The sequence below is a fragment of the Actinoplanes sp. NPDC089786 genome (assembly GCF_040684855.1).
Taxonomy (GTDB): domain Bacteria; phylum Actinomycetota; class Actinomycetes; order Mycobacteriales; family Micromonosporaceae; genus Actinoplanes.
In genome coordinates, this window is record NZ_JBFBGU010000035.1 from 36,641 (window position 1) to 61,140 (window position 24,500).

At 68.2% G+C, this 24,500-nt stretch carries 24 protein-coding genes; 14 read left to right on the forward strand and 10 right to left on the reverse strand.

Going from position 1 to position 24,500, the window contains the following annotated elements; genetic code table 11:
* Window positions 1–54 precede the first annotated feature (54 nt).
* Both AB0O15_RS44610 and AB0O15_RS44615 read right to left on the reverse strand, forming a co-directional pair.
* Window positions 55–933 carry a hypothetical protein gene (locus tag AB0O15_RS44610; RefSeq protein ID WP_364333100.1) on the reverse strand — a complete coding sequence of 293 codons (879 nt, stop codon included), beginning with the start codon at window positions 931–933 and terminating at the stop codon, window positions 55–57.
* A 6-nt stretch (window positions 934–939) separates the two neighbouring features.
* A complete protein-coding gene (locus AB0O15_RS44615; protein WP_364333163.1) occupies window positions 940–1,182 on the reverse strand; it encodes a tyrosine-type recombinase/integrase in 243 nt (80 codons plus the stop codon).
* Between the two features lie 626 nt (window positions 1,183–1,808).
* Between AB0O15_RS44615 and AB0O15_RS44620 the strand changes: the two genes are divergently transcribed.
* The 3 genes from AB0O15_RS44620 (at window position 1,809) to AB0O15_RS44630 (ending at window position 4,387) form a co-directional block, all read left to right on the forward strand.
* The gene (locus AB0O15_RS44620) at window positions 1,809–1,949 is read left to right on the forward strand and encodes a hypothetical protein (RefSeq protein WP_364333103.1); all 141 of its coding nucleotides are present in this window, start codon (window positions 1,809–1,811) and stop codon (window positions 1,947–1,949) included.
* A 159-nt stretch (window positions 1,950–2,108) separates the two neighbouring features.
* Window positions 2,109–2,810 (forward strand): SDR family NAD(P)-dependent oxidoreductase, encoded by a 702-nt coding sequence (locus AB0O15_RS44625; RefSeq protein WP_364333106.1) that lies wholly within the window; start codon window positions 2,109–2,111, stop codon window positions 2,808–2,810.
* Between the two features lie 704 nt (window positions 2,811–3,514).
* Window positions 3,515–4,387, forward strand: coding sequence for a TIGR03619 family F420-dependent LLM class oxidoreductase (locus AB0O15_RS44630; RefSeq protein ID WP_364333108.1), 873 nt, complete (start codon window positions 3,515–3,517; stop codon window positions 4,385–4,387).
* A 158-nt stretch (window positions 4,388–4,545) separates the two neighbouring features.
* On the opposite strand, the gene AB0O15_RS44635 is transcribed toward AB0O15_RS44630, so the two are convergent.
* The gene (locus AB0O15_RS44635; protein ID WP_364333110.1) at window positions 4,546–5,562 is read right to left on the reverse strand and encodes a hypothetical protein; all 1,017 of its coding nucleotides are present in this window, start codon (window positions 5,560–5,562) and stop codon (window positions 4,546–4,548) included.
* Window positions 5,563–5,908: 346 nt separating this feature from the next.
* Between AB0O15_RS44635 and AB0O15_RS44640 the strand changes: the two genes are divergently transcribed.
* Both AB0O15_RS44640 and AB0O15_RS44645 read left to right on the forward strand, forming a co-directional pair.
* Complete coding sequence (locus AB0O15_RS44640) at window positions 5,909–7,171, forward strand: hypothetical protein (RefSeq protein ID WP_364333112.1); 1,263 nt, start codon at window positions 5,909–5,911, stop codon at window positions 7,169–7,171.
* An 11-nt stretch (window positions 7,172–7,182) separates the two neighbouring features.
* Window positions 7,183–7,887, forward strand: coding sequence for a class I SAM-dependent methyltransferase (locus AB0O15_RS44645; protein ID WP_364333115.1), 705 nt, complete (start codon window positions 7,183–7,185; stop codon window positions 7,885–7,887).
* Between the two features lie 6 nt (window positions 7,888–7,893).
* On the opposite strand, the gene AB0O15_RS44650 is transcribed toward AB0O15_RS44645, so the two are convergent.
* Entirely contained in the window at window positions 7,894–8,091 is a 198-nt protein-coding gene (locus AB0O15_RS44650) for a hypothetical protein (RefSeq protein WP_364333118.1), read from the reverse strand.
* Window positions 8,092–8,193: 102 nt separating this feature from the next.
* On the opposite strand from AB0O15_RS44650, the gene AB0O15_RS44655 reads away from it, so the two are divergent.
* A complete protein-coding gene (locus AB0O15_RS44655; protein ID WP_364333121.1) occupies window positions 8,194–9,237 on the forward strand; it encodes a cobalamin biosynthesis protein CobQ in 1,044 nt (347 codons plus the stop codon).
* A gap of 77 nt (window positions 9,238–9,314) precedes the next feature.
* Window positions 9,315–9,803 (forward strand): carboxymuconolactone decarboxylase family protein, encoded by a 489-nt coding sequence (locus AB0O15_RS44660; protein WP_364333124.1) that lies wholly within the window; start codon window positions 9,315–9,317, stop codon window positions 9,801–9,803.
* 3 nt (window positions 9,804–9,806) lie between these two features.
* Here AB0O15_RS44660 and AB0O15_RS44665 read toward each other — a convergent pair whose 3' ends face one another.
* From AB0O15_RS44665 to AB0O15_RS44680, 4 genes are all read right to left on the reverse strand, one after another.
* The gene (locus AB0O15_RS44665) at window positions 9,807–11,603 is read right to left on the reverse strand and encodes a hypothetical protein (RefSeq protein ID WP_364333127.1); all 1,797 of its coding nucleotides are present in this window, start codon (window positions 11,601–11,603) and stop codon (window positions 9,807–9,809) included.
* A 681-nt stretch (window positions 11,604–12,284) separates the two neighbouring features.
* Window positions 12,285–12,965, reverse strand: coding sequence for a FadR/GntR family transcriptional regulator (locus AB0O15_RS44670; protein ID WP_364333130.1), 681 nt, complete (start codon window positions 12,963–12,965; stop codon window positions 12,285–12,287).
* Window positions 12,966–13,111: 146 nt separating this feature from the next.
* Window positions 13,112–14,452 (reverse strand): alpha-L-fucosidase, encoded by a 1,341-nt coding sequence (locus AB0O15_RS44675; RefSeq protein WP_364333133.1) that lies wholly within the window; start codon window positions 14,450–14,452, stop codon window positions 13,112–13,114.
* A gap of 48 nt (window positions 14,453–14,500) precedes the next feature.
* Window positions 14,501–15,832 carry an enolase C-terminal domain-like protein gene (locus tag AB0O15_RS44680; protein ID WP_364333136.1) on the reverse strand — a complete coding sequence of 444 codons (1,332 nt, stop codon included), beginning with the start codon at window positions 15,830–15,832 and terminating at the stop codon, window positions 14,501–14,503.
* A gap of 431 nt (window positions 15,833–16,263) precedes the next feature.
* On the opposite strand from AB0O15_RS44680, the gene AB0O15_RS44685 reads away from it, so the two are divergent.
* The 3 genes from AB0O15_RS44685 (at window position 16,264) to AB0O15_RS44695 (ending at window position 19,399) form a co-directional block, all read left to right on the forward strand.
* Window positions 16,264–17,514, forward strand: coding sequence for a sugar ABC transporter substrate-binding protein (locus tag AB0O15_RS44685; protein ID WP_364333139.1), 1,251 nt, complete (start codon window positions 16,264–16,266; stop codon window positions 17,512–17,514).
* A 63-nt stretch (window positions 17,515–17,577) separates the two neighbouring features.
* Window positions 17,578–18,501: a sugar ABC transporter permease gene (locus tag AB0O15_RS44690; RefSeq protein ID WP_364333142.1), complete on the forward strand. Its 924-nt coding sequence runs from the start codon at window positions 17,578–17,580 to the stop codon at window positions 18,499–18,501.
* Window positions 18,491–19,399: a carbohydrate ABC transporter permease gene (locus AB0O15_RS44695; protein ID WP_364333145.1), complete on the forward strand. Its 909-nt coding sequence runs from the start codon at window positions 18,491–18,493 to the stop codon at window positions 19,397–19,399. The genes AB0O15_RS44690 and AB0O15_RS44695 overlap by 11 nt, the downstream gene beginning before the upstream one ends.
* Before the next feature lie 5 nt (window positions 19,400–19,404).
* Here the strand turns inward: AB0O15_RS44695 and AB0O15_RS44700 are convergent, their stop codons facing one another.
* Window positions 19,405–20,949: an alpha-L-fucosidase gene (locus AB0O15_RS44700; protein WP_364333148.1), complete on the reverse strand. Its 1,545-nt coding sequence runs from the start codon at window positions 20,947–20,949 to the stop codon at window positions 19,405–19,407.
* A 206-nt stretch (window positions 20,950–21,155) separates the two neighbouring features.
* On the opposite strand from AB0O15_RS44700, the gene AB0O15_RS44705 reads away from it, so the two are divergent.
* Genes AB0O15_RS44705 through AB0O15_RS44715 form a run of 3 tightly spaced genes read left to right on the forward strand, consistent with a single transcriptional unit; the run spans window position 21,156 to window position 22,578 of the window.
* Window positions 21,156–21,548, forward strand: coding sequence for a LacI family DNA-binding transcriptional regulator (locus AB0O15_RS44705; protein WP_364333151.1), 393 nt, complete (start codon window positions 21,156–21,158; stop codon window positions 21,546–21,548).
* Complete coding sequence (locus AB0O15_RS44710; RefSeq protein WP_364333154.1) at window positions 21,485–22,153, forward strand: substrate-binding domain-containing protein; 669 nt, start codon at window positions 21,485–21,487, stop codon at window positions 22,151–22,153. Before AB0O15_RS44705 ends, AB0O15_RS44710 begins: the two co-directional genes overlap by 64 nt.
* A 17-nt stretch (window positions 22,154–22,170) precedes the next feature.
* On the forward strand, window positions 22,171–22,578 hold the full coding sequence (locus AB0O15_RS44715; protein ID WP_364333166.1) for a DUF4184 family protein: 408 nt from the start codon (window positions 22,171–22,173) through the stop codon (window positions 22,576–22,578).
* Window positions 22,579–22,752: 174 nt separating this feature from the next.
* On the opposite strand, the gene AB0O15_RS44720 is transcribed toward AB0O15_RS44715, so the two are convergent.
* The gene (locus AB0O15_RS44720) at window positions 22,753–23,445 is read right to left on the reverse strand and encodes a hypothetical protein (protein ID WP_364333157.1); all 693 of its coding nucleotides are present in this window, start codon (window positions 23,443–23,445) and stop codon (window positions 22,753–22,755) included.
* 382 nt (window positions 23,446–23,827) lie between these two features.
* Here AB0O15_RS44720 and AB0O15_RS44725 point away from each other — a divergent pair, with 382 nt between their 5' ends.
* Window positions 23,828–24,199, forward strand: a complete 372-nt coding sequence (locus AB0O15_RS44725; protein ID WP_364333160.1) for a DUF1801 domain-containing protein — start codon at window positions 23,828–23,830, stop codon at window positions 24,197–24,199.
* Window positions 24,200–24,500 lie beyond the last annotated feature (301 nt).

Here is a 24,500-nt window from a genome sequence, read left to right on the forward strand (position 1 = left end):
ATGGCTTCGAGCTTTTGGGCCGCAGCCGCCATGGTGGTCTCGATCGCGGCGACCTCACCGAGCCAGCCTTAGGTCGTGCAGTGTCCAGTTCGCGCCGAGCGCGGCGTTGGTCTTGTTGAAGACCATCCGGGTCGCATCGTAGGTCAGCGGACGGAACGGCCGCCGCAGTGTCCACCACACCGCCTCCTCCGGCCCTCGCGGGACGATGTCCCGCAGCTCCTGCTGGTAGAGCCGCAGCCACACGAACGCGTCCGTCGAGGCCGGCAACCGCTGCAGTGCCCGGCTCCCCTTACGGACTACGCCGATCACCTGATCCTCCGGGGCGACCAGGCCCTGACAGACGCCGAGCAGCTCCGAAGCGCGGGCACCGGTGGAGATGTAGAACGCGATCAGCGCCCGATCCCGGTTGCAGTCCAGCGCCGCGAACAGGTCGTTGAACGCCTGATCCGGGATGCTCCGCGGAGCCGGCTTGGGCTCCTTCGGCTGATACGCCGCACGCCGAGACGGCGATCGGAACGGCTGCATCGGATTGTGATGGGCATTGAGCCGCTCCTCACCGTCGCCTTTGACCATGGGGAAGGGGTTGACCAGCGGCCGGCCGTGCATTTCCCGGTGGTACTCGTAGAAGGACCGGATCACCGCCCGGGCGTGCCGCCTGGTCCGGGCCGCGTAGTTGCTCGCAGGTGTCGCTTTGCCGGTGACCGGGTTCACCGACCCTGGTGCCGGCGCATCAGGGCGACGCTGCCGCGACGGCTTCTTGGCGATTTTGAGCCACAATGCGAAATCACGGGCCTCCACGCGGCGCAGCTGGAAGTGTTTCTCGAACCCGGCCCATTCGTCGGCGGTGACATCGCGGTACTCGGCGGCGTCGCGCACCGCGCGGCGGCGGGTGATGAATTGCTGGTGGCGGGCGATGACGTCGTCCTGGAACACGGCGGTTTAGCCGCGGGTGGTGTCCAGGTCGAGGTGCCCGAGCAAAGCTGCGGCGATGTGCAGGGGCAGGCCGTTGCCGACGGCTTCGGTGGTGAACAGCCGGCGGAAGTCGTGCGGGGTGAACCTGATCGGCTCGTCGCCGTCGCGCAGCCCGGCCGCTTCGGTGGTCGCGGCCGGCACGGTTCGCACGTGGTGCGGGGACAGGACTTCCTGGCGTGCACCGACCAGGCGGGAGAACAGGTGCGGCAGGGCCGGCCCATGGTTCTTTCTCGGCCGCGTCGTAGCGCACGGCCAGGGGGATGGTGTCGGCGCCCGCGCGGGCTCGCCGCTGCACGGCCAGCAGCACCTGGACCAGCTCGGGGCTCATCGGGATGACTCGTTCGCGGTCGGGTCGGCTGGCCGTCGGGGTCGCGCAGCCAGATCCGGTCCCGGATCCAGCGGCCCCGTTCTGGCGGATCGTGCCATACGACTACGACTGGTACGGGTCGCGTTGGGTGTTGCGGGACGCCTCCAGCGAACCTCCCTTTCGCCTCGGTTATTGCCAAGCGTCTGCGAGCGCTCCAGCCGGTGCTTAACCAGGTTAATGAAGGGACCGGCCTTGAACTGAGCTTCGATGGTCAGGCGCTGACGCTCGAAACGTGGGAGGGAGAGGTCACGACATGACCGGCAAGGCGCCCGAAGCTGCTGCAGGCATTGAGAGCCGGCACTAGGAAGCACTGCCAGACCCTCGGCATTGCGCGCCGGGCGTGGGACGACTGATCGGCTCTGGCCGATCGCGCGAAGCCGCGCCCCGATGCGCGCAACGCCGCACCGGCTGAGCCGGCGGCGGCTACGGTCGGTACACCGCTGGAGCACGAGCCGACCGGGAGAACACCATGCCGACCGCCGACCGCGTCGCCGCAGCCCAGTACGAGCCGGTGTGGCTCGACGCGGACGCTACAGTCGAGAAGAGCATCGGCCTCATCGAGGACGCGGCCGCCGAGGACGTCGTCCTGCTCACCTTCACCCAGACCTAGGTCGGGGTTACCCGCTGTCCCTGTGGCTCGGCCCGGCGGCCGGCAGATGCCCCAAATAGTCAGGTGCCACGCGAACCCGCTCATCGTGGACGGCAGACACCGTAGCGTCGTGGCGACTGGCCAACGCTGGCGTTGGCATCAGATCGGCATAGGAGAACAATGACCAACGCTACCTCTGAAAAGGTTGCTCTCCTCATCGGAGCGTCCCGCGGGCTCGGGCTCGCGATGGCCACGGAGTACGTGACCCGTGGTTGGCAGGTGATAGCCACTGTCCGAGGCGCCGGACGGACACAGTTGCAGGACTTGGCGGAATCATCCGGCGGCCGGCTGACCGTGGAGAAGGTTGACATCACCGTGCCGGCGCAGGTGGCCGCTCTGCACCGGCGGGTGGCCGACATGAGGTTCGATCTACTCTTCGTCAACGCCGGGATCAGCAACGGCGATCTGGAAGTCAACGACGTATCGACCGAGACGTTCCACCGCGTGATGGTGACTAACGCATTAAGCCCCATGCGCGTGGTAGAGGCATTCCAGGACGTCGTCACTCCGGCCGGCACGATCGGGGTGATGTCGTCGCGTCAGGGCAGCATCACGCTCAACGATAACGCCGGCTACGAAGTTTATAGGGCCAGCAAATCCGCGTTGAACCAGCTGATGCGCAGTTTCGCCGCCCGCCACGTCGACGACCCGCGCACCCTGCTACTCATCTCGCCGGGCTGGGTAAGGACGGAGTTGGGCGGTCCATCCGCACTCCTGACCATCGACGAGAGCGTCCCAGGGGTCGTTGACACGATCGAGAAGCACGTCGGCGAGGGTGGCTTGCATTTCCTCGACTACCGGGATCAAATCGTGCCCTGGTAGCCGAGTTGACGCCAGTCCCCGGCTCGGCCAACACGTTCGTGCTCGGCCTCGGTCGTGAGCGGTCACCCGAATTGCGCGCCCGGCATCGGGACCCGCTGATCCGGACCGTGGGCGCTGCCGGCGCACCGCTGCGAGCCTTCTGCCTCGAGAGGAACTGGTGGTCACAAGGCGCCGGCCATCACCTGCGACACGTTGGCGCACCTGACCGCTGCCCCGTAGGCGTGCCTCGTCAACCGCCTGGGTGAATCCTTCCCGACGCGGGGGAACTGACCGACCTCCGACGCCCCGGTGGGCGCGCATGAAGCAGGCGTGAAAGATCATCCCCGCCTCGGAGTTGACCGCGGTGACCAGTCTGCCACGTTGCGCTGCCGGCCTCTGCGACGACGTCTATTGCTCGCCGCGTCATCTGGGGCCGGCACCAGCCGGTTGCACGGAGGCAGCAGCTGCCGTCGGCTCATCGTGACGCCACGCCGCGCACTTGTCAGCGGCAGATGAGGGCGCCTGCGCGGGGTCGCGCAATGCGCTATCTCGGAGTGCAACAGCGGATGAGTGCACCGCGATGAGAAACCTGGTCGCAAATCGAGGAGTTGATCCATTAAGTCGAGCGGTTCCGCTGCCCGCGCTGGCGGTTTTCCTTGCCTTGACGCCGATGGCAACCTATAGCGTGCCGAGCGTCCTGGACCTCCGAACAATGGAGATCGGTCTTGAAGTTCGCTATCAGCTACAGCACTGCTTCGCTCGGCGTGGATCCTGAGCACATGGTCGCCTATGCGCGTCACGCGGAAGCATGCGGCTTCGAGGCGCTGTACATGCCGGAGCATGTGGCGCTGTACCGCGGCGCAATGCTCGGATCGATGGAGTTGCCGGCGGACCTGCCACTGGTCGACCCGCTCGACGCGCTGAGTTTCGTCGCAGCCGCGACCAGCCGCATACTGCTCGGTACCGGTGTGCTGCTGGTGCCGTATCAGCATCCGGTCGTGCTGGCGAAGCGCCTCGCCACCATCGATGTGCTCTCCCGGGGGCGGATGCGGTTGCTGACCGTAGGGCTGGGCAGCCTGCCCGGGGAGGCGCGGGCGCTGGGTGTCGACTTCCGCTCGCGGGGTCGGCGCGCCGACGAGGCTATCGACGTGTTGCGCTTGCTGTGGTCCGGTGGTGCGGACGGCGTCAGTTTTCGCGGTGAATACTTCGCCTTCGACGAGTTGTGCAGCTTCCCGAAACCGTACGGCGTGACCACCCTGCCGATTCATGTCGGCGGGTCGAGCCGGGCCGCTGCTCGCCGGGCCGGACAGCGCGGCGACGGCTATTTTCCCGGTGGGATGCTGAGCCCGCAGGAGCGCGCCACCCAGCTCGATCTCGCTCGGTCCGAGGCCGCGGCGAGCGGTCGTGACCCCGGCGCGCTGGAATATACGAGATGGGCTTCGATCTCGATGACCCAGGAACGAGCAGAGGCGCTGGCCGCGGAGGGCGTCACCCGAGTGGTGGTCAACGTGACCTCGACAGACCAGACCGAACAGCAGGACGAGATGTCGGCGCTGGCGGAACGCTTCGAGCTGGCCGGCCTCGACAGGCGGCGCTGAACTGGCCACGCGCAATGCCCGCGATGCGGCGCGCCTGCCGCCATTCAGGCAACCCTTGCCCACGGTCGGCCACCCGAGCGCTATCCCGTCGTCGGCGATGCCGGTCTCGGCGGCGACGCGTCCGTGCGCACCAGTGCGGTGGCGTCGCGTGGAACCCGCTACGGGCGGGGGAACATGAGCCTGCTGTGCAGGACCGGGCTGCCGCCGTCGCCGTCGGTGACCACCGTGTAGAGCCAGCTGTCGTCGGTGGACCAGGCCAGGCCGCGCGGCGCGACGTCGTTGGCCGCGGTCTCGCGGGTGCCCAGCTCCTGGGTCCACTCCGGCTCGGTGCCGCCCTCGATGTAGCCGAAGAGGTCGGTGTCGTCGCCGCGCGGGCTCCACGAGCCGAGCGCCAGGCGGCCCCCTGGCGCCACCGCGACGGCCGTGGGGTACGGGCCCGTGGGATAGGTCCGGATCTCGGCCAGGCCGAAGATGGACAGCTCGGGGTGGAACTGTGCCCCGGTGGCCAGGACGATGTCGGCGGCGCCCGCGGTCACCGCGAGGTCGCTCACGATGCCGCGGATGCGGGCCTCGCAGGGGCCGGGGCCCCAGCACATCGGGTCGGGAGCGCCGCTGGTGATGTCGAGGACCCGCAGCTCCGAGCTGCTCAGGTCACGGGCGGCGACGATAAGGCGCACACCCCAGCCCTCGCGCTCGAAGACCGTCAGCAGCGGGGCGCCCTGGGCGGTCGGAAGTCTGGTGACGTACGTGGTGATCACGCCGGTCTTGAGGTCGAGCGCACTGACGCTGCCGTCGGAGCCCTCGGCGCACGAGGAGGTGAACCACAGCTTGCCCACGGCGGTCACGACGTCGCCGGGGCACGCCCGGCCGACCGGGTAGCGCCGCAGCTCCCGCCGGGTAGCGGTGTTGATCGCCGAGATGGCGTGGGCACCGCTCAGCGCGGCGTAGACGCGGCGGCCGTCGGCACTGGTCGCCAGGCCGGACACGCCGGTCTGGCCGTTGATCGTCCGCACCAGGTTGCCGGTCTGGTCGGCGACCACGATCCGGTCGCCGCCGGCCACGTAGAGTTCGTGGCGGAGAGGAACGACCAAAATGTCCGCGTGATCCGGCAGCGGCAGGGGCGTGACCGTGTACGTCGCCGCGGACGCCGGGGCCGCTCCCGTCAGGATCCCCACCGTCGACAGCGTCGCTGCCAGAACCGTGTGTGTGATCGCTCGAAGCCGCATGTGCGCTTCCCTTCGACGTCGTTCTTCCCCGCTGCTTGACGTTTGGGGTCCATCCAAGCACCGACTGCCATCCTAAATGGAGCCGTACGTCGCCGCTGCCCTGTCAGGATGTCCCACGGGTTTCCGGTCCGGACACCACGTAGAGGCCCAGCTCCAAGAGTGACCGATCCGGCTGTGAACCGGAGCGTTGGTTGGCCGTACGGCCGGGTCACTCACCGGGATGACTGGGGGAAACATGCAGGGCGTCAGGAGGACCACCGCCGACTGACCGCGGAACGCGGCTGAGGCTCGGAAATTGGTCGAGATCCATTTCTGGACCCGGTTGGCCCGACGGCCCTACGATCGCAGACGCCCTGTGCTCCGGAAAGGAGCTGCGGATCATGCCGATCGCTTCCGTCCGGCGCGCATGGCGGCGCCATGTCGCGATTCTGGTCGTTCTCGGGGTCGTCGGGGCCGGATGCGAGTCCGGTGGTTCGGCGACCGCGGAGGGCCAGGCGGCGGATCGTTCCGCCGATGCCGCTGTGTCGCTCGCGGGCGTCTGCCCGGCACGGTGGTCATCCAGACCAACTGGTGGCCACAGGCCGAGTACGGCGGCCTGTACCGGCTGCTGGGCCGGGACGTGCGGATCGACACGAGCAAGAAGCTGGTCTCGGCGCCTCTGGTGGCGAGCGGCGCCGATACCGGCGTGCGGATCGAGATCCGATCCGGTGGTCCGGCGAACAATTTCACCCCGGCCTCGAAGCTTCTGTACGTCGACCGCAACGTCACCCTCGCCGGCTCGGACCTGGATCAAGCGGCCCAGTTCAGCAAGGAGTCTCCGATAACCGCGGTATTTGCCCCGATGGATCTCTCGCCGTTGGTTCTCATGTGGGATCCGCAGACCTATCCGGCCGTCAAGACGATAGCCGACGTCGGGCGGGCCGGCGCCCGGGTGCTGACCTTCCAGGGATCCACCTATGTCGACTACCTGACCGGCGCGGGGATTCTGCGCAAGGCACAGGTGGAGGGCTCGTACGACGGTACGCCGGCCCGGTTCGTGACGGAGAAGGGCAAGGTCGTCCAGCAGGGATACCTGACCAATGAGGTCTACGCGTACGAGCAGGAGATCTCGCAGTGGAAGAAGAAGGTGGGGTGGGCCTTGGTCAATGACGCGGGATATCCCAACTACCCCGAAGCGCTCACCGTCCGGCAGGATCGTAGGACGGAGCTGGCGTCTTGTCTGGAGAAGTTGGTGCCGATCCTCCAGATGGCGACCGTCGGCTACGTCGCCGATCCCCAGCCCACCAACGACCTTCTCGTACGGCTCACCGACGAATACGGCGCCTATCCGTACAGCGCCGCCCGGGCCGCCCACGCGGTCACGGCGATGAAGGACAACCGCCTTCTCGGCAACGGTGCGAACGCCACGATCGGTGACTTCGAACGGGAACGGGTGCAACGCATCGTTGACGTCGTCACGCCGATCTTCGCCGGACAGCGGCAACCGGTGAAGGACGGGCTGTCAGCCGACGATCTGTTCACCAACGAGTTCATCGATACCACGGTCAGTCTGCCGTAGGAGCCGCCGTCATGTCGCCAGCACCAGTACCGCTGTTCAACCCGATCGCCGAGCTGTACGAGCGGTACGCCGAGATCAACGACGCGATCTACCGGCCGTACATCGCCCGCGCGCTTCCGGCTGCCGGTGCCCGCGCGGTGGACCTGGGGTGCGGCTCCGGGCGGTTCACCGGATTGCTGGCTGAGCGCTGCGGGCAGGTCCTGGCCGTCGACATCGCCGAACGGGAGGTGGCGATCGCCCGGGCCGAACGGGCCCGCCCGAACATCGAGTACCGCGTCGGCAGCCTGCTCGACGTCTCGCCGGACAGGGACGGCCGGTTCGACATCGTGCTTTCGGTCAACACGCTCTTCCACCTGTTCGCGGAGCACGACGCCGATGCCGTACTCCAGCATGTGCGGTCACTGGTCGCACCGGGCGGCGCGGCGGTGATCGTGGACATCGTCTCGCCCGGCCCACGGGCCGTGCCGATCCACCGCTGGTGGGGCTTCACCGATGCCGTACGCACCCTGGTCCGGCGGCGGTCGTTCGGCGACGCGTGGACGGTCTTCCGGTTGCGCCAGCACCCGGTGTGGATGCGCCATGTCCGGAGGAACCAGCCGTTGACCCGGCCCCACTTCCACAGCCGGTACGCCGCGCTGTTCGCCGGGGCCGTGTTCATCGACACCATCGACCCGTTCGTCTGTGCCGTGGTCTGGCGCGACCCGGAGCACCGCTGATCAGCCTCAGGATCCACCCGGGCGAGCCGACTCGTGCCACCCGCCGACCACCCATCGGGCCAGGAACCCGAAACCCCAGAACACACTCAGACCGAACAGCGAGGACAGGATCACGGCGGCGAAGAGCTGCTCCGATTGCAGCCGCTGACGGTACAGCTCGATCAGGATGCCGATGCCCGGCTGGCCCTGCTTGAAGAAGTTCAATGGCGACTTCGGTTTCGTCCGGGCCCACGCCTATCGTATCGTTCGGGGCAACCACATCCGTCGGCCGATCCCCATCGCCCCGACCGATGAGGGAGTTCTGCCATGGACGTGCACACCGACGAGAGCGCCGCCGCCAACGGCGCCTCCGTCTTCGAGGTGAAGCCACCCGAGCTGCCCACCTGGGAAGCGCCGTCGCCCGCCGTGCCCGCGGTGGTCCCGCCGCCCGCGCCGATCGCCGAGCCACCGGCCGAGCGTCCCGCGCAGCTGGGCTGGCGCGGCCGGGCCAACCGGGTCACCGGCGGCCTGCTCAGCCTGTCGGCCGGCCGCGACGAGATCAACGACCGGTCGGCCCGCAAGCGCCTGCTGCGCCCGTTCAGCCGCACCATGACCGTGGTCGTGGCCAACCCCAAGGGCGGCGCCGCCAAGACCCCGACGTCGCTGCTCGCGGCGGCCACCCTCGGCTTCCACCGTGGCGGCTACACGCTGGCCTGGGACAACAACGAGACCCGGGGCACCCTCGGCATGCGCGCCGAGGAGGCCACCCACCACCAGACGGTCATCGACCTGCTGCACGACATCGAGGAGTTCCTGTCCACCTCGGCCAGCGTCGGCCGGCTCTCCGGCTACCTGCGCCCGCAGAGCGCCCGCTTCGACGTGCTCGCCTCCGACGACCAGCCCGGCAGCATGGTGATCGTCGACGACAACGCGTTCGGCAAGCTGTGGACCGCGCTGTCCCGCTACTACCGGCTCCTGGTCGTCGACACCGGCAACAACGTCCGGGCCCCGAACTGGGTGGCCGCGACCGACCTGGCCGACTGCCTGGTCGTGCCGACCACCGTCCAGCAGGACGTGGCCGAGAGCGGCCTGTGGATGCTCGACCACCTCGCCCGCAGCGGCTACGCCGAACTGGCGGCCAACGCGTTGGCCGTCGTGTCGTGCGCCGACCCCAGGACCGACCAGAAACTGCTGGCCGACATCGTGGAGCGCTACCGGGCGGTGGTGCGCGACGTCGTGGCCATCCCCTTCGACCCCTACGTACGCTGCGGCGGCCGCATCGAGTACCACAACCTTGACGACGCGACCCGCCGCGCCTGGCTGCTCGCCTGCACCTCGATCATCGACTCTCTGGGCATCCGCGACCAGTGACCGGCGGCTGTCACAGCCCGGCCGCGCGCGGTGTCCTGTGGTCGTCCAGGGAGACGAACACGAGGGAGAACGACGTCATGGAACCCCGTTTCGACATTTTCGGCAGTGCGCTCGGTATGAAGTTCGCGAAGCGGTTCGCCAACGCCGGCCAGGTGGTCCAGCAGTCGTCGCTGCCGGCCGGCCTGCAGGAGCTGATCTCGCTGCGGGCCAGCCAGATCAACGGCTGCGGCTGGTGCGTCGACATGCACACCAAGGAGGCAGTGGCCGCAGGGGAGAGCCCCGTCCGGCTGAACCTGGTCGCCACCTGGCGGGAGTCGACCGTGTTCACCGAGGCCGAACAGGCGGCGCTCGCCCTGGCCGAGGAGGGCACCCGCCTGGCCGACGCCGCCACCGGCGTGTCCGACGAGACCTGGGCGCAGGTGCGCAAGCACTACGACGACGACCAGGTGGCGGCGCTGGTGTGCGGGGTGGCGCTGATCAACGCGGCCAACCGGCTGGCGGTCATCGTGCACCAGAAGGGCGGCTCGTACGAGCCCGGGATGTTCGCCGCGGTCCTGGCGAGCTAGCCCTCAGCCGACGGTGGCCGTCGCCCGTTCGCGGGCGGCGGCCACCCGGCGCAGGGACTCGCGGACCGCGTCGTCGGAGCGGCCGTCCCGGTCGGACAGCTCGCGCAGGAGCACCAGCGACGGCTGGTCGGCGGGCCCGTCCACGGCGAGCACCCGGAACCGGGTTCCGGCCCCGAACTCAACCGTGCGGTCGTCGCGCCGCTGTCCGGCGACCGTCCAGACCAGCACGGCCGCGTCGGCGGGGGCGACATCCGGGTTGGCCGCGCGGGCCGGGCCTTCGGTGGCCAGCGTCCGGCCGGCCGCCCACGAGCCGGCCGGCGGCAACCAGGCCGCGCTGAGCGCGGTTCCCGCCAACTCCCGCTGCCGCCCGTCCGGGTCGTCGGCCGGTTCCGTGGGTTCGACGGCGGCCAGGCGGACGGCCTCGAGCGGGATCGCCGGCGCCGGTAAGGTCTGGACCGGGACGGGCCCGGCCTTCAGCGCGTCGCCCGGGCTGGGCGCGTGGTGGACCGTGGTCGGCGGAGGGTTCACCGGCGAGGCGGGGGCCGGGGTGGGAGCGGCTGAGGCCGGGACGCGCGGCGTGATCAGCGGGTACTCGCCGGTGCCGAGCTGCTCGGCCGCCGGCAGGACGGCCAGCTCACCGTCGCCCACCGTCACCAGCAGCGGGCCGTAGGTCTCGGTCAGCGAACGCCACCCGGCGGCCCGGCCGTCGACCGGTGGGCTCGTCACCACCAGCCGCAGCCCGGGCAGCAGCGGCGCCAGCGCGGCCACCCGGCCGGGCAGCGTCACGATGTCGGCCTGGGCGGCCGACCCCAGCACCAGCAACGGATGTGCGTCCGCCGGCACCCGGCGGGCCGCCTCCAGCTCAGGGTCGTGGTCACCCCGCAGCCAGAGCCCGGCCCGGACGACTTCCACGGTCAGCCCGCCGAACCCGGCCGCTCCACCGGCGTCGGATGGCAGGCGGCTGTTCACCAGCTCGGGCGCGGCCGCGGCCCGGTAGCGGAACCGTGTGCCCCACGGCTGCCAGCCCCGGTGACCGGAGGCGTCCACCGTGGTGAGCGCGGGCGCGCCGTCGGCCCCGGTGTCCGGCACCCCGGCCAGCACCTCGATCGTGCCGCCGTCGCGGGACGCCAGCCGTTCGGCCACCCGGTGCAGGCGGGCGCTGTCCGGGCCGTAGGGCACGAGCAGCAGCAGGCGGCGGCGGACGGTCTTCGGCAGGGCGTCGAGGCCGGCGGCGTCGTCCAGGGGTGCGCCGGGGTGGCCGACCACCACGGTCGGCTGGTCGGGGTCGACCGGGATGGCCAGCACCGCCGGCGGCAGCACCGGGCCGGCGCCGCCGTGCAGCCAGGCGCCCGACGGCGTGGCCGCGAAGCCGACGGTTTCCGGGAGGTCCCACGACGGCGACGGGTGGCGCGGCCCCTGCCGTATCGGCGGGCGGCCGGGCCGGTAGACGTTCCACCCGCCGCCGGACACGAACACCCGCCCACCGGGCAACAGCATCACCGCCCCGCTGGGCGCGATCACCTCGATCCGCAGCCGGTCCGAGAGCGGCCTCGCGACGTCGGGCCGGCCCGAGTGGGACAGCACGAGGCGGATCGACTCGCAGCCCACCGGCAGCCGCTCGGCGAGAAGGGTGGCCAGCTCGGCCACCGCCAGCGGCGGGTCGGCGGCGACGATGACGGTGTGCCGCCCGGGCTCGCGGGGGAGCGCGGTGACCACCGCCTCGGGCGGCCCGTCGACGCCCCGCAGGACGACGGTCGTCTGTGGATGACCCAGGACACGCACGGCGGACCGAATCGGCACGCCACCATCCTGGCCGATCCGGCCGGGAGACGGAAGCCGGGGCTCAGAAGGGCGGCGGAGCCGGGGCCATCGGCTGCGGGCCGACGGACCGCAGGTAGTGCTGGAACTCCGCCTTGGCCGCGACGATCTGCCGGAGGAAGTCAGCCCCATGATCACAAATCTTTTTCGCTGGAAGCTACGGGCGCAGAGGTCCCTGGCCACCGCCCAGGCAGCTACGACACCGTGATCGACCGGTTCCCGTGCAGAGCGGCCGCCGCCGCACCCACCAGATAAGTCACCGACCATCCGTAAGTTACTCGCCGGCTACTACGCAATGGCATGGCCGCGCTCGCGGGAATCGGTGCGGCCGAGGCGGTGGACGCGGTGTCGTTCCCGGCGCGGGCGGTGGTCTTGCTCGACGCCCAGCGACTCCTATGACATCCCGACCACCCCGCGTTGGCACAACGCCGGCATGGCCTGGCCGGCGACGCCGTCCCGGCCGCCGCCCAGGGCGCATCGATGGCCACTGAGGATGCCGTGGCCCTGGCCACCGCCCTGCCACGACCACGACAACCCGATATCCGCCTTGGCCGCGGCGGAGGAGACGGTCGCCGCGAGCGCCCGCCTAGGATCCCAGTAAAGGCCACGCTGGACGCCGACCACCCGCACCCCTTGTTTACCAGGGTCATCAGCGTGGTGGACTCAGCCCTCGAGAATCGCACGCAGCCAGGACTCCGACGTATTGACATGCAAGAGCGCGGCCGATTGCGCAAGGAATGGATCGCGGGCTTGCAGGGCGTCGTGGATCGCCTGATGCTCGTCGATGGTGGCTTCGGTGACGTTACCCAGCACCAGGCCTCGCCAAATCCGCGCGCGGACCGTCTTGCCCGACAGGCCGTCCAGCAGTGACGTCAGTGTCTCATTTCCGGCCGACACGACGACGGCGTGGTGAAACGCCACATCGGCTTGGATGAGCATCTCCGGGTCGGAAGCGGCGTCACGCATGTCTTGCAGCGCGCCGGCCAGAACTTCGAGCTGCTTGTCGGAGATGCGCCGGGCCGCCAGCCCGGTTGCCGCGGGTTCGAGCAGGCGGCGGACCTCCATGACTTCGAGCAGGGTGTCACGCTGCAGCAGTTCCACGGCGAAGCCGATGCCCTCGAGCAGGAGCTTCGGCTCCAGGCTGGTGACGTAGGTGCCGTCGCCGCGGCGTACATCAAGCACGCGTGCCGATTCGAGGACCTTCACCGCTTCCCGTACGCCGCTGCGCGAGATCCCGATCTGGGCGGCCAACTGGTTCTCCGGCGGGAGGCGGGCGCCCGGCGGCAGTTCGCCCGACTGGATCATGTTCCGGAGCTTGGTGATCGCCTCGTCGGTCAAGGCCATGAATTCTCCTCGTCGCGAGGTGGACGCTGGACTTTAACAGACATCTAATGTCTGCCCCTCGTATTCGCATTTGTGGGGAAGACGCGCTGGTCTCGTGGTCCGGAAACATCAGATGTCCGCGGGCGGAACTTCCTTCCGGCCGACGTTCAGCGCAGGCGGAAGCGCACGACCACCGGTGTCCCGGCGGTGTTCTCGGGGTTCTGTACGCGGATACCTCCGCTGACCGCCTGAGCGGTGACGGGGGTGCCGTCGGGCAGCGCCGCGGACTGCTCGTCGACGGCGTCGGCCCGGCACGGTAGATCGGCCGAGGTCCGGGTATCGACGATGCCGTACAGGAAACCGCCGCCCTGAGTCCAGCGCATCCACGGTTCCTCCGCCGGACTCGCGATGGCGGTGTCGACCGGTGCGGCGGCGTGCACGGCGGCCGCATTGACCGCCATCCAGGTGGCGATGCCCTCCAGGCAGCTCCGCTGCATCTCGGGGATCCGGCCGGCCGCGTCAGGGCCGACGTTGAGGAGCAGGTTGCCGCCGCGGGAGACGACGTCGACCAGTTCCTTGATGGCCCCCGGAGCGTCGAGATAGTGACGGGAGTCCTCCAACTCGTTGTACCCGAACGAATATCCGATACCGCGGCAGCTCTGCCACATCCCGTGACCTTGGACCTCGAGGCCCTGCTGGTATTCACTGGTACGGAAGTCCCAGTGGGTCAGCCCCCACCGGTCATTGACCACTCCGTCCGGCGTCGTCTTGTAGAACCGGTCGAGCACGTTGGCGAAGCTGATCGGTCCCTGCGGCACGCCGGCCGCGGGGTAGCCGATGTCGCCCCACAACACGTCCGGGGCGTACCGGTCGATGAGGTCCATGGCGTGTCGGTAGACGTATCCGGCGTACTCCTCGCCGCCGGGCACGAAGAAGCTGTCGCCATCGTCCACGATGGGTGGTGTGGGTGCGGCGTGCCAGTCGAGGCCGCATGAGTAGTAGACGCCGAATCGCAGACCGGCGTCGCGGGTCGCGGCGGCGAGGTCGCCGATCAGGTCACGCCGAGGCCCGCGGTGCACTGTGTCCCGTGCGCTCGTGCCCGGTGCGTCCCACAGGGCGATGCCGTCGTGATGCTTGGTCGTCGGGATGACGAAGCCGGCGCCGCACCGGCGAAAGAGCGCCGCCATGTCCGCGGGATCGAAGGACTCGGCCGACCAGGCGTCCAAGAAGTCATCGTAGGGCGCACCGCCATAGATCTCGCGATGGTGCTGTTGCGCCGGCGACCCGTCGATCCGGATGGTGTTGTAGTACCACTCGGCATAGGGGTTGTGGGCGAACCAGTAGCTCTTCTCGATCGTGCCCAGCTCGCCGATCGGCTCGGCCCACGCCGGCACCGAGTAGGCGCCCCAGTGGATGAAGATGCCGAGCCCGGACTCCTTGAACCAAGCCGGGGTAGGCCGGACGAACCGTTGATAGAGCTCCGGGCGGACGGCATCGGCGGCGAACATGGCCACGACTCCTTCACAGGCTTTCAGTACGGCCGGCAACGGTAGGGATCAGGGCGTTGCGGTAGCCGACGCGGGCGGCTGGTCGGCACGCCACGTCGCGCCGTCGGGAAAGACGTAGTCCTGCAGCGTCTGGGGGCGCATCTGCGCGGAGTACCCGGGATCCAACGGCGCCAGGTAGCGGCCCTTTTCCACCACGACTGGGCTCAGGAAGTGATCGTGCAGATGGTCGACATACTCGATTGTCCGGTCGTCGGTCGTCCCGGAGACGGCGACGAGATCGAACATGGCCAGGTGCTGCACCAGCTCGCAGAGCCCGACGCCGCCGGCGTGTGGGCATACCGGCACCTCGAAGACAGCGGCCAGGAGCAGGATCGCGATGTTCTCGTTGACGCCGGCCACCCGGGTGGCGTCGATCTGCACCACGTCGACCGAGCCTGCCTGCAGCATCTGCTTGAAGACGATGCGATTCTGGACGTGCTCACCGGTTGCTATCCGGATCGGCGCCACCTCACGGCGGATCGTGGCGTGCCCGAGGATCTCGTCGGGGCTGGTGGGCTCCTCCACCCACCACGGCGCCCACGGGGCCAACGCTTTGATCCAGGTGATCGCTTCGCTGACACCCCACCGCTGGTTCGCGTCGATCGCGATCCGGATGTCCGGGCCCACGGTCTCCCTCGCGAGGCGCATCCGGCGGATGTCGGCGGCCAGATCGCCACCCACTTTGAGCTTGATCTGACTGAAGCCTTCGGCGACCGCCTCCTCGGCCAACCGCGCCATCTTCTCGTCGGCATAGCCGAGCCATCCCGGTGTGGTGGTGTAGGCGGGATAACCGGATCGCAGCAGATTCTGGCGCCGAGCCTCGCGTCCCGGCTCTGCTCGGCGCAGGATTTCCAGTGCCTGCTCACGGGTCATGGCGTCGTCCAGGTAGCGGAAGTCGACGAGGTCGACGAGTTGCTCCGGCGTCATGCGCGACAGCAGGTCCCACAGGGGCAGGCCGGCGCGTTTGGCGCGTAGATCCCACAGCGCGTTGACCACAGCGGAGATGGCCATGTGCATCACGCCCTTCTCCGGGCCGAGCCAGCGCAACTGGCTGTCGTCCACAAAGGAGCGGGCGGTGGCGCCCATGTTCGCGAGAGCTGTGTCGACGTCGAGGCCCAACACGTGCTCGGCCAGCGAGTTGATCGCTGCGACCTGTACGTCGTTGCCGCGTCCGATGGTGAAGGCGAACCCGTGACCCTCGAGACCGTCGGCGGCGTCGGTTCCGATGACGAGGTAGGCCGCCGAATAGTCGGGGTCCGGGTTCATCGCGTCCGATCCGTCCAGGGTGTGCGAGGTCGGGAAACGGACATCATGGGTAACAAATGATTCGAAGCGACTCATTGTGCGGCTCCCAGCGTCCCGTCAATGGCTGCGAGTCCGCCCAGCAGGTGCGGCATCTTGTCCGCCGCCTGCAGGTGTTGCTCGTCCACTCGGACTCCGGTCCGAACGATCCTCAGACATCAGATGTATGTCAAGTCCGCCATGAGGGCGTCGACCCTTCGAGCGGCCCTGTCAAGGGAAGAAACCCGGGATGTTGTTACGAGCTGATTAAGAAACGTTGACATCTTTCCGCCTCCTCTGCCAAGGTGGCGATAGAGACATCAGATGTCTGATGGTGTTGCATTCGGGTGCGGCCGCGGCCGCGCCGAGGTCGTGCCGGGCGCCGGCGGGACCCCTGTGAATCGCGAACGTGCCGCACTTTTTCCTCTCGCTTTGCTTCTCGCCGACGAACCGCCGTCGGCCAGAACCACGACCCCTCCGGAAGGAGCGGCATGCGAACATCCCGTCTGACCTCAATTGTCTCGATCGCTCTGGCTACGGTTCTCATCGCCGGTTGCGGCGGCGGAGATTCCGGGTCGTCCGAGTCCGGCGACAAGGGCGTCACCTTGAACTGGTTCATGTGGTCCGGTTCGGATGTGGAGAAGAACGCCTGGCTGCACATCGCCGACATGGTCACCCAGAAGTATCCGGACATCAAGATCAGGTTTGAGACCGCGCCGTTCAATGACTTCTGGACGAAGCTGACGACGCAGGCGGCCAGCGGCAACGCCCCGTGCGTGATCGGTCTGCAGGGCCAGCGAGCTCCGCAGTTCGGCAATCTGCTGGTGCCGTTGGACGACTACATGAGCAAAGCCGGCATCAAGGCGGCGGATTACGTGCCGAGCATCACCACGGGCCTGCAGTACAAAGGCAAACAGGTCGCCCTTCCGTACGATGTGGGTCCGTTCGTGATGTTCTACAACAAGGACGCCTTCAAAGCCGCCGGGCTCAAGGAGCCTGCGATGGGCTGGACCACCGACGAGTTCATGAGCGACGCGAAGGCGCTGACGAAGGCACCGAAGTACGGGTTCTGGGCGCAGAGCGACATCGGTCAACTCCTGCCGTGGGTGTTGAGCGCTTCCGGCAAGTCGGCGCTCAACGCCGAGGGAAAGCTCGACGTCGACACCCCGGAGTGGCACACGGCCGCGCAGTGGTACACCGATCTGGTCAGCAAGGACAAGGTCTCCGCGCAGATTCCGAGCGCGAACTCCTCATCCTCGACCGCCAACCAGTTCCTGGCCGGCAACGCCTACATGTCGCTGGACGGCCCCTGGGACCTGATCAACGCCCGTGAGCAGGCCAAGTTCAAGGTCGGGATCGCCCCGATGCCGGCCGGCGCGAGCGGCTCCAAGACGTGGTCCGACGGATCCGGGTTCGGCGTCACGAGGGACTGCAAGAACCCCGACCAGGCATTCAAAGCCGTCAGCGTGATGGTCGGGGCGGATGCCGAGAACTATCTCGGCAAACTCGGGCGGGCCTACCCGGCCCTCATCTCCACCCAGAACTCCTGGTACGAGGGGAACAACACGCAGGACGTCAAGCCCGTCATGGACTACTCGCTGACGAACTCAATCCCCTACACCACGATCCCGAAATGGCAGCAGGCCGTGACCGCCTTCTCCAAGCAGGCTGTGGCCACGTACAACGGCCAGGGCTCGGTCAACGATCTTCTGAGCCAGACCCAGGCACAAGGTGGTTCATGACCTCATCCGACGCGGATGCCGGCCCCCGGCCGGCATCCGCGTACCTCGGACAGGAGAACATCTATGGCCATACTTCCGGTCGACGTCACTGAAGTCGCCAGCACCCCGGGCGGGCGGAAACGGGGCGACGGCCGGGTCGCCGTTGGTTTTCTGGCCCCCAGCATGCTCGGTCTGCTCGCGTTCACGGCATTCCCCATCGTCGCGTCGCTGCTGCTCGGATTCTTCGACTGGCCGGTGATCGGCGATCACGCATTTACCGGGACGCAGAACTACGAGTCCCTGTTGCACAGCTCGGAGTTCAAGACGGCGATCATCAACACGGTCGTCTTCGTCATTCTGTACGTCCCGCTCAACATCGTGATCTCCCTCGGCCTCGCGGTCTGGATCGGACCGAAGATCCGGCCGCGTGGCCTCTACCGCACGATCTTCTTCATCCCGGTCGTGACGCCGGTCGTCGCCAACGCGGCGATCTTCTCGCTCATTCTGTCGCCGAACGGGTTGATCGACTCGCTGTCGCTGACATGGTTCGGTGTACAGGCGCCGAACTTCCTCGGCTCGACGACCTGGGCCATGCCGGCTGTCGTCCTGCTGTCGATCTGGCAGGGCTTCGGATACAACATGCTGGTCTTCTCGGCGGCTCTCGACGCCGTTCCGGCCAGCCTCACCGAGGCCGCGACCATCGACGGGGCCAGTCCATCCGCCCGGTTCTTCCGGATCGTGCTGCCGCTGATCACGCCGTCGATCTTCTTCGCCGTCGTGCTCACGCTGATCTCGTCGTTCCAGGTCTTCACCCAGGCCTATGTGCTCACCGGCGGCGGCCCGGGCAACGCCACCACCACGATGGTGCTCTACCTGTACGAGCAGGGCTTCCGGTTCTTCAATCTGGGGCTGGCGTCGGCAATCGCCTGGGTTCTGTTCCTGATCATCTTGATCATCACCATCGTCCAGTTCATCGGGCAGAAGAGGTGGGTGCACTATGACCAGTGATACCTCCAGCGCCATCGGGACTCATCCGCCCGAGCCGGCGGTGTCCGCTCCTACGCCGGTGATCCGGCGATCCCGGGCCGCGGTGCTGCGCGCGGTCCTTTCTCAGACGCTGCTTTCGCTGGTCGCCCTGCTGTTCCTATCGCCAATCATCTGGATGGTGCTGTCCGCGCTCAAGCCGAGTGCCGAGGTCTTCACCGTCCCGCCCAAGCTCTTCGGCTCGCGCATCATGTTCAGCAACTTCCCGGAGGCATGGAACTACCTGCCGTTCGGCCGGTTCATCATCAACACCGTCTTCGTAGCATCCGTTGGCACAGCCATCACGCTGGTCGCCTCGGCACTGTCCGGGTACGCCTTCGCCCGGCTCAACTTCCGCTTCCGCGGCGGCCTGTTCGTGCTGTACCTGAGCACTCTGATCGTGCCTCAGGAGGTCATCGTGATCCCGATGTTCCTGGTGATGAAGGAGATCGGCTGGGTCAACTCGTACCAGGCACTGATCCTGCCGTGGGCGTTCACCGCGTTCGGCACGTTCCTGCTACGTCAGTTCTTCCTCACCGTACCCAAGGAACTGGAGGAGGCCGCCAAGCTGGACGGGTGCGGGCATCTCCGCATCCTGAGCCGGATCTTCGTCCCCGTCGCCGCCCCGGCGTTCGCCGTGCTCGCGGTGTTCACGTTCATCGGCTACTGGAACAGCTTCCTGTGGCCGTTGATCACCGTCAGCGACACCAGCCGGATGACCGTGCCGCTGGGCCTGCAGCTCTTCCTCGGCCAGCAGGGCCAACGGTGGGAGCTGCTCATGGCGGCCTCCACCATCGCGATGGTGCCCACCGTGGCCCTGGTCCTCGCGCTGCAGAAGTACCTAGTCAGGGGCATCATGCTGTCCGGTTTGGGCGGGCGCTGATCCCTTCAGTTGTGGAGCCAACGGCCCCGCGGCCGCGGTTCCGGGTGTGCGAGCGTGATCCGCAGGGCGAGGCCGGGCGCCGACGCCGGGCCGGCGGGCAGTTCGACCTCCAGGGCGGCGTCCGTACGCCGGAAGGTCAGCGGCTTTCCGTCGCCGAGCAGCGCCACCTCGCGCACACCCGGCACCACCACGCCGGACGCCTGCCCCAGGGCGGTGATGCGAACCAGGCCGTCCTCGGGCCAGGCCGTGCTCATCGCGTACACATAGGTCTCGTCGGGGTAGACGTGTTGGGTGAAACGGAAGTCGCGGGACGTCAGCTGCAGTGGCGAAGCGTCAGTGAAGGAGCCTTCCGGGACCGTGGTCGGACCCTCGCCCGGCACCACCCAGGGCGAAGTGCCGTATATCGCTTCGCCGTTGACATTCAGCCAGTCGCCGACGCCCTCAAGCAGCTCCCGCTCGGGTGGAGCCACGGTGCCGTCGGGCTTCGGGCCGATGTTGAGCAGCAGGCATCCGTTCTTGGCGACGACGTCGATCAGCTCAGCGACGATGTCCCGTACCGACTTGTAGTCGTGCCCGTCGATCCAGCCCCACGAATTGCGAGACACTGACGTGTCGTTCTGCCACGGTTCCTCGCGGATTCCGGCGAATCCGCCTCGCTCGACGTCGAACACCGCCGTCCCGGGCCTGAACGCACTGTGCTTGTACTGTATGACGACCTCGCGTCCCCACGCGGCCGCCCGGTTGTAGTAGTAGGCGGCGAGCTTGCGCAGGTACGGCTCGAATCCGGGAGTCTCGATCCACCAGTCGAACCACAGGACCTGGGGCCGGTAGCGGTCGATGATCTCCGCCGTGCGGAGCAGCCAGTCCTCGAGGAAGGCCTCGTTCGGGCTGGTCTCCTCCCGCTGGGCCGGCCCGTAGAGGTCGGCGAGCTCCGGATCGAGAACGTCCGAGTCGAACCTGGCGCCGCCGTTGAAGTAGAACCAGTGCTCGGCGCGGTGTGAGGACGCCCCCGGGACGAGCCACTGGCGGCCCAGCTCGGAGACGAGCTCACCGTAGGCATCCCGGCGCGGGCCGACGAGCGGGGCCTTCCACCGGGTACGGGGCTCGTCATACATCGCGAAGCCATCGTGGTGTTCCGCGACCGGCACCACGAACTGCGCGCCGGCCCGCCGGAACAGGGCGGCCATATCGCGCGCGTCGAAGCGGTCCATGGTGAACCGCGGGATGAAGTCCTTGTACCCGAACTCAGCCTGGGGCCCGTACGTGGCGACGTGGTGCTCGAAGTCGGGTGTCCCTTGGCGGTACATGTTCCGCGGATACCACTCGGATCGGAATGCCGGCACGGAGTAGACGCCCCAATGCACGAAGATGCCGAATTTCGCCTCCCGGAACCATCGTGGCACCCGGTACGCCGCCAGAGATTCCCACGTGTCGTCGTACGGGCCGGCGTCGATGGTGGCCCGGATCTCGGCCAGCCCGACTGCGTTCTCGCGGGCGATCTCGGCCGGGATCCAGCCATCGTCGGCCGCGTGCCGCTCGGCGTCACCCACGAGCGTCCTCCTGCTCCGTGCCGGTATCTGCCCCCGGCGGGCGAAACGATTCGCTCTACCATGTCGAGGCTAGGCAGTGTTGGTCGACGATGTCAACGAGCCTGCATGGTGAAACGTTTCGTCAATCTCCGTGATCCACGCTGCTGTGGGCGCGTGGAGCCGCTAGGCTGCGGACGGGTCGGCGCGGCAGGCAAAGAAGGGCTCGGGTGGCAACGTACAAGGATCTTCGGGCGCGCACCGGACTCTCGCTCGCCACGATCTCGAAGTACTACAACGGCGGCAATGTTCTCGAGGAGAACCGCGTCGCGATCGAACGAGCGGCGCTCGGCCTTGGATATCGGGTCAACGGGTTCGCCCGCAGTCTGCGCACGAAGAAGTCCCGCACCATCGGAGTCCTGCTGCCCAAGCTCGACAACGAGTTCCACCTCACGGTGATCGCGGGCGCCGAAGCGGCGCTGCGCCTGCACGGGATCAGCGTTCTCGTGTGCGCCGGCAGCGATACCCCGGGGCGGCGGTCGAGTTCCTGCTCAGCAAGATGGTGGACGGCATCATCGCCGTACCGACCGAGCATGATCGCGACGCTCTGCAAACGGCGGTGAGCCGCGGCGTTCCGCTCGTGCTGGTCGACCGCCTCCTCGACGGCCTGGCGTCGGACGCCGTCGTGCTCGACAACGAGCTGGCCGCCCGGCAGGCCGTCGAGCACCTCGCCGCTGCGGGACACATCCGCATCGCGGCACTGGTGGGAGACCAGAAGTCGTGGACGATGCGCAAGCGCCGAAGTGGATTTCTCGCCGCGATGAGCCACGCCGGCCTAGCCGCGCATCCGAACGAGGTCATCGCGGGTCCGCTGACGGTCGCCGCCGGCCGCGCTGAAGTCAACCGGCTGCTCGTCGCGCCGTCGCGCCCCTCGGCGGTGGTCTGTTTCAACTACGAACTGACCGTCGGCGCGCTCATCGCGATCAACGAGCACGGGATCGCCGTACCGGAGGAACTGTCCGTCGTCGGCTTCGACAGCGTCGAACTCGCCCAGGTCACTCGGCCACGACTGTCGATGATCACGCAGCCGACGGCGCAGATCGCGGCCCAGGCGGCCGCCCTCATCTACGCCCGCCTGTCGGTTGATCCATCCCCGCGGATGCACACGGTGGTAACGCTCGCCAGCGAGTTCGTATCAGGAGGATCGGTCGGGCCACCCGGCGAGTAAGTTCCGCGGTCCTGCCGCTGAAGCTCTGGCAGCCTCGCTGGTTCGACGGGGTCGCGCTGGTCGTGGGATCGACGGCGCCGGATCTCGCCTACGTGCTGGACGGCTCGGGATTGCCGGTCTGGCCGTTCTCACACCAGGTGCTCGGGCTGGTCGGCTGGTGCCTGCCGCTGACGCTGGTCCTCGGGTGGCTGATCCGCCGTGCCGCCCCGGCGCTGGCTGTTCCGACTCGATCAGCTGGGCCAGTTTCGCGGCCGGCACGTGCGTGTCGTCCGCCCGCACGAGCACCAAGCAGCAGAACAGTCGCGCGACCTGCCCGCGCTCGCCAGCCCATTCCGGTCGGAGTTGCTTCCCGTTCAGCGGCTCATGGCTCGCGAGCTCCAGCACCTCGGCCGGATTCCACGGCAGTTCCTGCGGCACCTGGTTGACGACCAGCAGTTCCTCGATGCCCCGCCGGTGCTCCTCAACCTGCTTGCCGTGGTCCAGGAGAGCTATTTCGCGCACGATCGAGGCGTTCAACCGGGTACGCACCCAGTCCCTCAGCGGCAGCTCCGCCGGCCGCAGGCCATCCAGCAGCCAGGCAAGTTCCGCGCTGGGTCGCATCACCGGTTGGACCACACGTGCGGCGGGATGGCCTCGAGGATGTCGATGAGCAGGTCGAACCGGCTCAGAACCGTCGCCGGGTCATAGGTGCCGGGCCACCAGCACACCAGATCGTCGCCGCGGATCCACCAGGCCACCCGGTCCCGGCGCCGCAGCAGCTCCATCATCCCGGGATCGATGACGTCGTAGGCGAACTTCGGCTCGGCGGCGTGCACGGCGAAGGCGTGGTCGAACTCCTGGTCCGCGAATCTGAGGGCGGGGAAGCCGACGCCCCTCGCGACCCGGTACATGAACGTCGTAGGGTCGACGGAGAGGTCCGGCAGCGGCGCGGGGAGGCGCACCGTGCACACCGCGAACCGACGGGTCTTCGTGGTGGGGTAGCCCTCGGAGTCTCCGCTGGGCTCCTCGTACGAGTACTGGAAAGCCAGGATGGAGCGTCCACGGTAGGCGCCGGTGAGCACGTCCCGGGCCTGCCGATCCTCGCCGCGCCCGAACGGGTACTCGGGCCAGCGGCTGACGAGCGAGGGGTCGTGCTGCTGCGGCTGCCAGCCACGTTCGGCGGCGAACGCGGTGAGTGCGGCCCAGCGCCGCCGCGGGGCGTGGACCCGGTAGCCGACGACCGCGCTGATCACGACGAGCCCGAGCAGTAACCAGCCCAACGTGGCGAGGGCTTCTCCGGCGAGGCGCGGCATCGGGTGAGCGTAGCGCCGCGCATTGTCGAGCGGTCGGCCCGGCTCCGGACGGTGGTGTGCCGGCAGCTCCGTAAGGGCTGATCCCCGGCGTCGATCGCGAGCCGGTTACCGGCGGACTACCCCGAGGATCAGACTTGCCGGGTGTCTCACGAGGCGATCTCCCAGTGGGTGTACGCCCAGCCGGTGTCCACGAACGGCTGCACTCTTCTGCCGCGATCCGCGCGCTACGCAGCGTTACGGCGATCCGCCGGGTCGGCTTACGGACATGCCGAGATCCGGATGTCCGTCGAGACCGTCAACCGGTGAGCTGAAACAGCATGTGAACCCGGCACGCCTCCTCACTGCGGGCGCTGAGCCGAGCAGGGCGTGCCACACTGGCGCCATGGCCAGACCTCAGACGGTCGACGAGTACATCGACGGCTTCACCGGACCGGGCCGCGAGCTGCTTGAGCAGCTGCGGGCACTGGCCCACGAGGCGGTTCCGGAGGCGAGCGAGGCGATCAAGTGGGGTTATCCGGCGTGGGTGCACCCCTCCGGAACGATCCTCTTTATGGTCAGTGGTCACGCTAGACACGCCAGCGTCGCGTTCACGCCCAGCACTCGCGAGGGGTTCGATACCCAGCTCGCCGGCTTTGCCACCGGTAAGGGCACGGTCAAACTCCGATACGACCAACCTGTGCCGGGCGATTTGTTGCGCCGGATGATCGCGTTTCGCGTACGCGAGCACGAGGACGATGGCGTGCTGTGGATGTGACCGTGTCGTGTATTGGTGAGATCGCTTCCACCTGTCGAAACCAAGCGTGCCAGGAGCCGTACGACGCAGAGATTCGCCGCCGGCCGTACATCAACCCCAAGGTCAGGGAGGCGCACGCATCTGCCGCCGTGCGTGCGCGTTGGCCGATGGGATCCAGTCACGCGTTGCGAGGACGGCCAGGCCGATCCCCGGCGCACGCTCGTTGCGACGTGAGCGCTCTGACGGGGCCGTGGCCGGGTGGCGGCCCTCGGCCCGAACAGCTCCGACGGAGCGCCGACGAATCGGACGCCGGTAGGCTGCG

Excerpts from the sequence above, each read along its gene's own strand:
- AB0O15_RS44620 (WP_364333103.1), top strand. The coding sequence starts at position 1,809 with ATGCCGACCGCCGACCGCGTCGCCGCAGCCCAGTACGAGCCGGTGTGG.
- AB0O15_RS44625 (WP_364333106.1), top strand. The coding sequence starts at position 2,109 with ATGACCAACGCTACCTCTGAAAAGGTTGCTCTCCTCATCGGAGCGTCC.
- AB0O15_RS44645 (WP_364333115.1), top strand. The coding sequence starts at position 7,183 with ATGTCGCCAGCACCAGTACCGCTGTTCAACCCGATCGCCGAGCTGTAC.
- AB0O15_RS44655 (WP_364333121.1), top strand. The coding sequence starts at position 8,194 with ATGGACGTGCACACCGACGAGAGCGCCGCCGCCAACGGCGCCTCCGTC.
- AB0O15_RS44660 (WP_364333124.1), top strand. The coding sequence starts at position 9,315 with ATGGAACCCCGTTTCGACATTTTCGGCAGTGCGCTCGGTATGAAGTTC.
- AB0O15_RS44670 (WP_364333130.1), bottom strand. The coding sequence starts at position 12,965 with ATGGCCTTGACCGACGAGGCGATCACCAAGCTCCGGAACATGATCCAG.
- AB0O15_RS44675 (WP_364333133.1), bottom strand. The coding sequence starts at position 14,452 with ATGTTCGCCGCCGATGCCGTCCGCCCGGAGCTCTATCAACGGTTCGTC.
- AB0O15_RS44680 (WP_364333136.1), bottom strand. The coding sequence starts at position 15,832 with ATGAGTCGCTTCGAATCATTTGTTACCCATGATGTCCGTTTCCCGACC.
- AB0O15_RS44685 (WP_364333139.1), top strand. The coding sequence starts at position 16,264 with ATGCGAACATCCCGTCTGACCTCAATTGTCTCGATCGCTCTGGCTACG.
- AB0O15_RS44690 (WP_364333142.1), top strand. The coding sequence starts at position 17,578 with ATGGCCATACTTCCGGTCGACGTCACTGAAGTCGCCAGCACCCCGGGC.
- AB0O15_RS44695 (WP_364333145.1), top strand. The coding sequence starts at position 18,491 with ATGACCAGTGATACCTCCAGCGCCATCGGGACTCATCCGCCCGAGCCG.
- AB0O15_RS44710 (WP_364333154.1), top strand. The coding sequence starts at position 21,485 with ATGGTGGACGGCATCATCGCCGTACCGACCGAGCATGATCGCGACGCT.
- AB0O15_RS44720 (WP_364333157.1), bottom strand. The coding sequence starts at position 23,445 with ATGCCGCGCCTCGCCGGAGAAGCCCTCGCCACGTTGGGCTGGTTACTG.
- AB0O15_RS44725 (WP_364333160.1), top strand. The coding sequence starts at position 23,828 with ATGGCCAGACCTCAGACGGTCGACGAGTACATCGACGGCTTCACCGGA.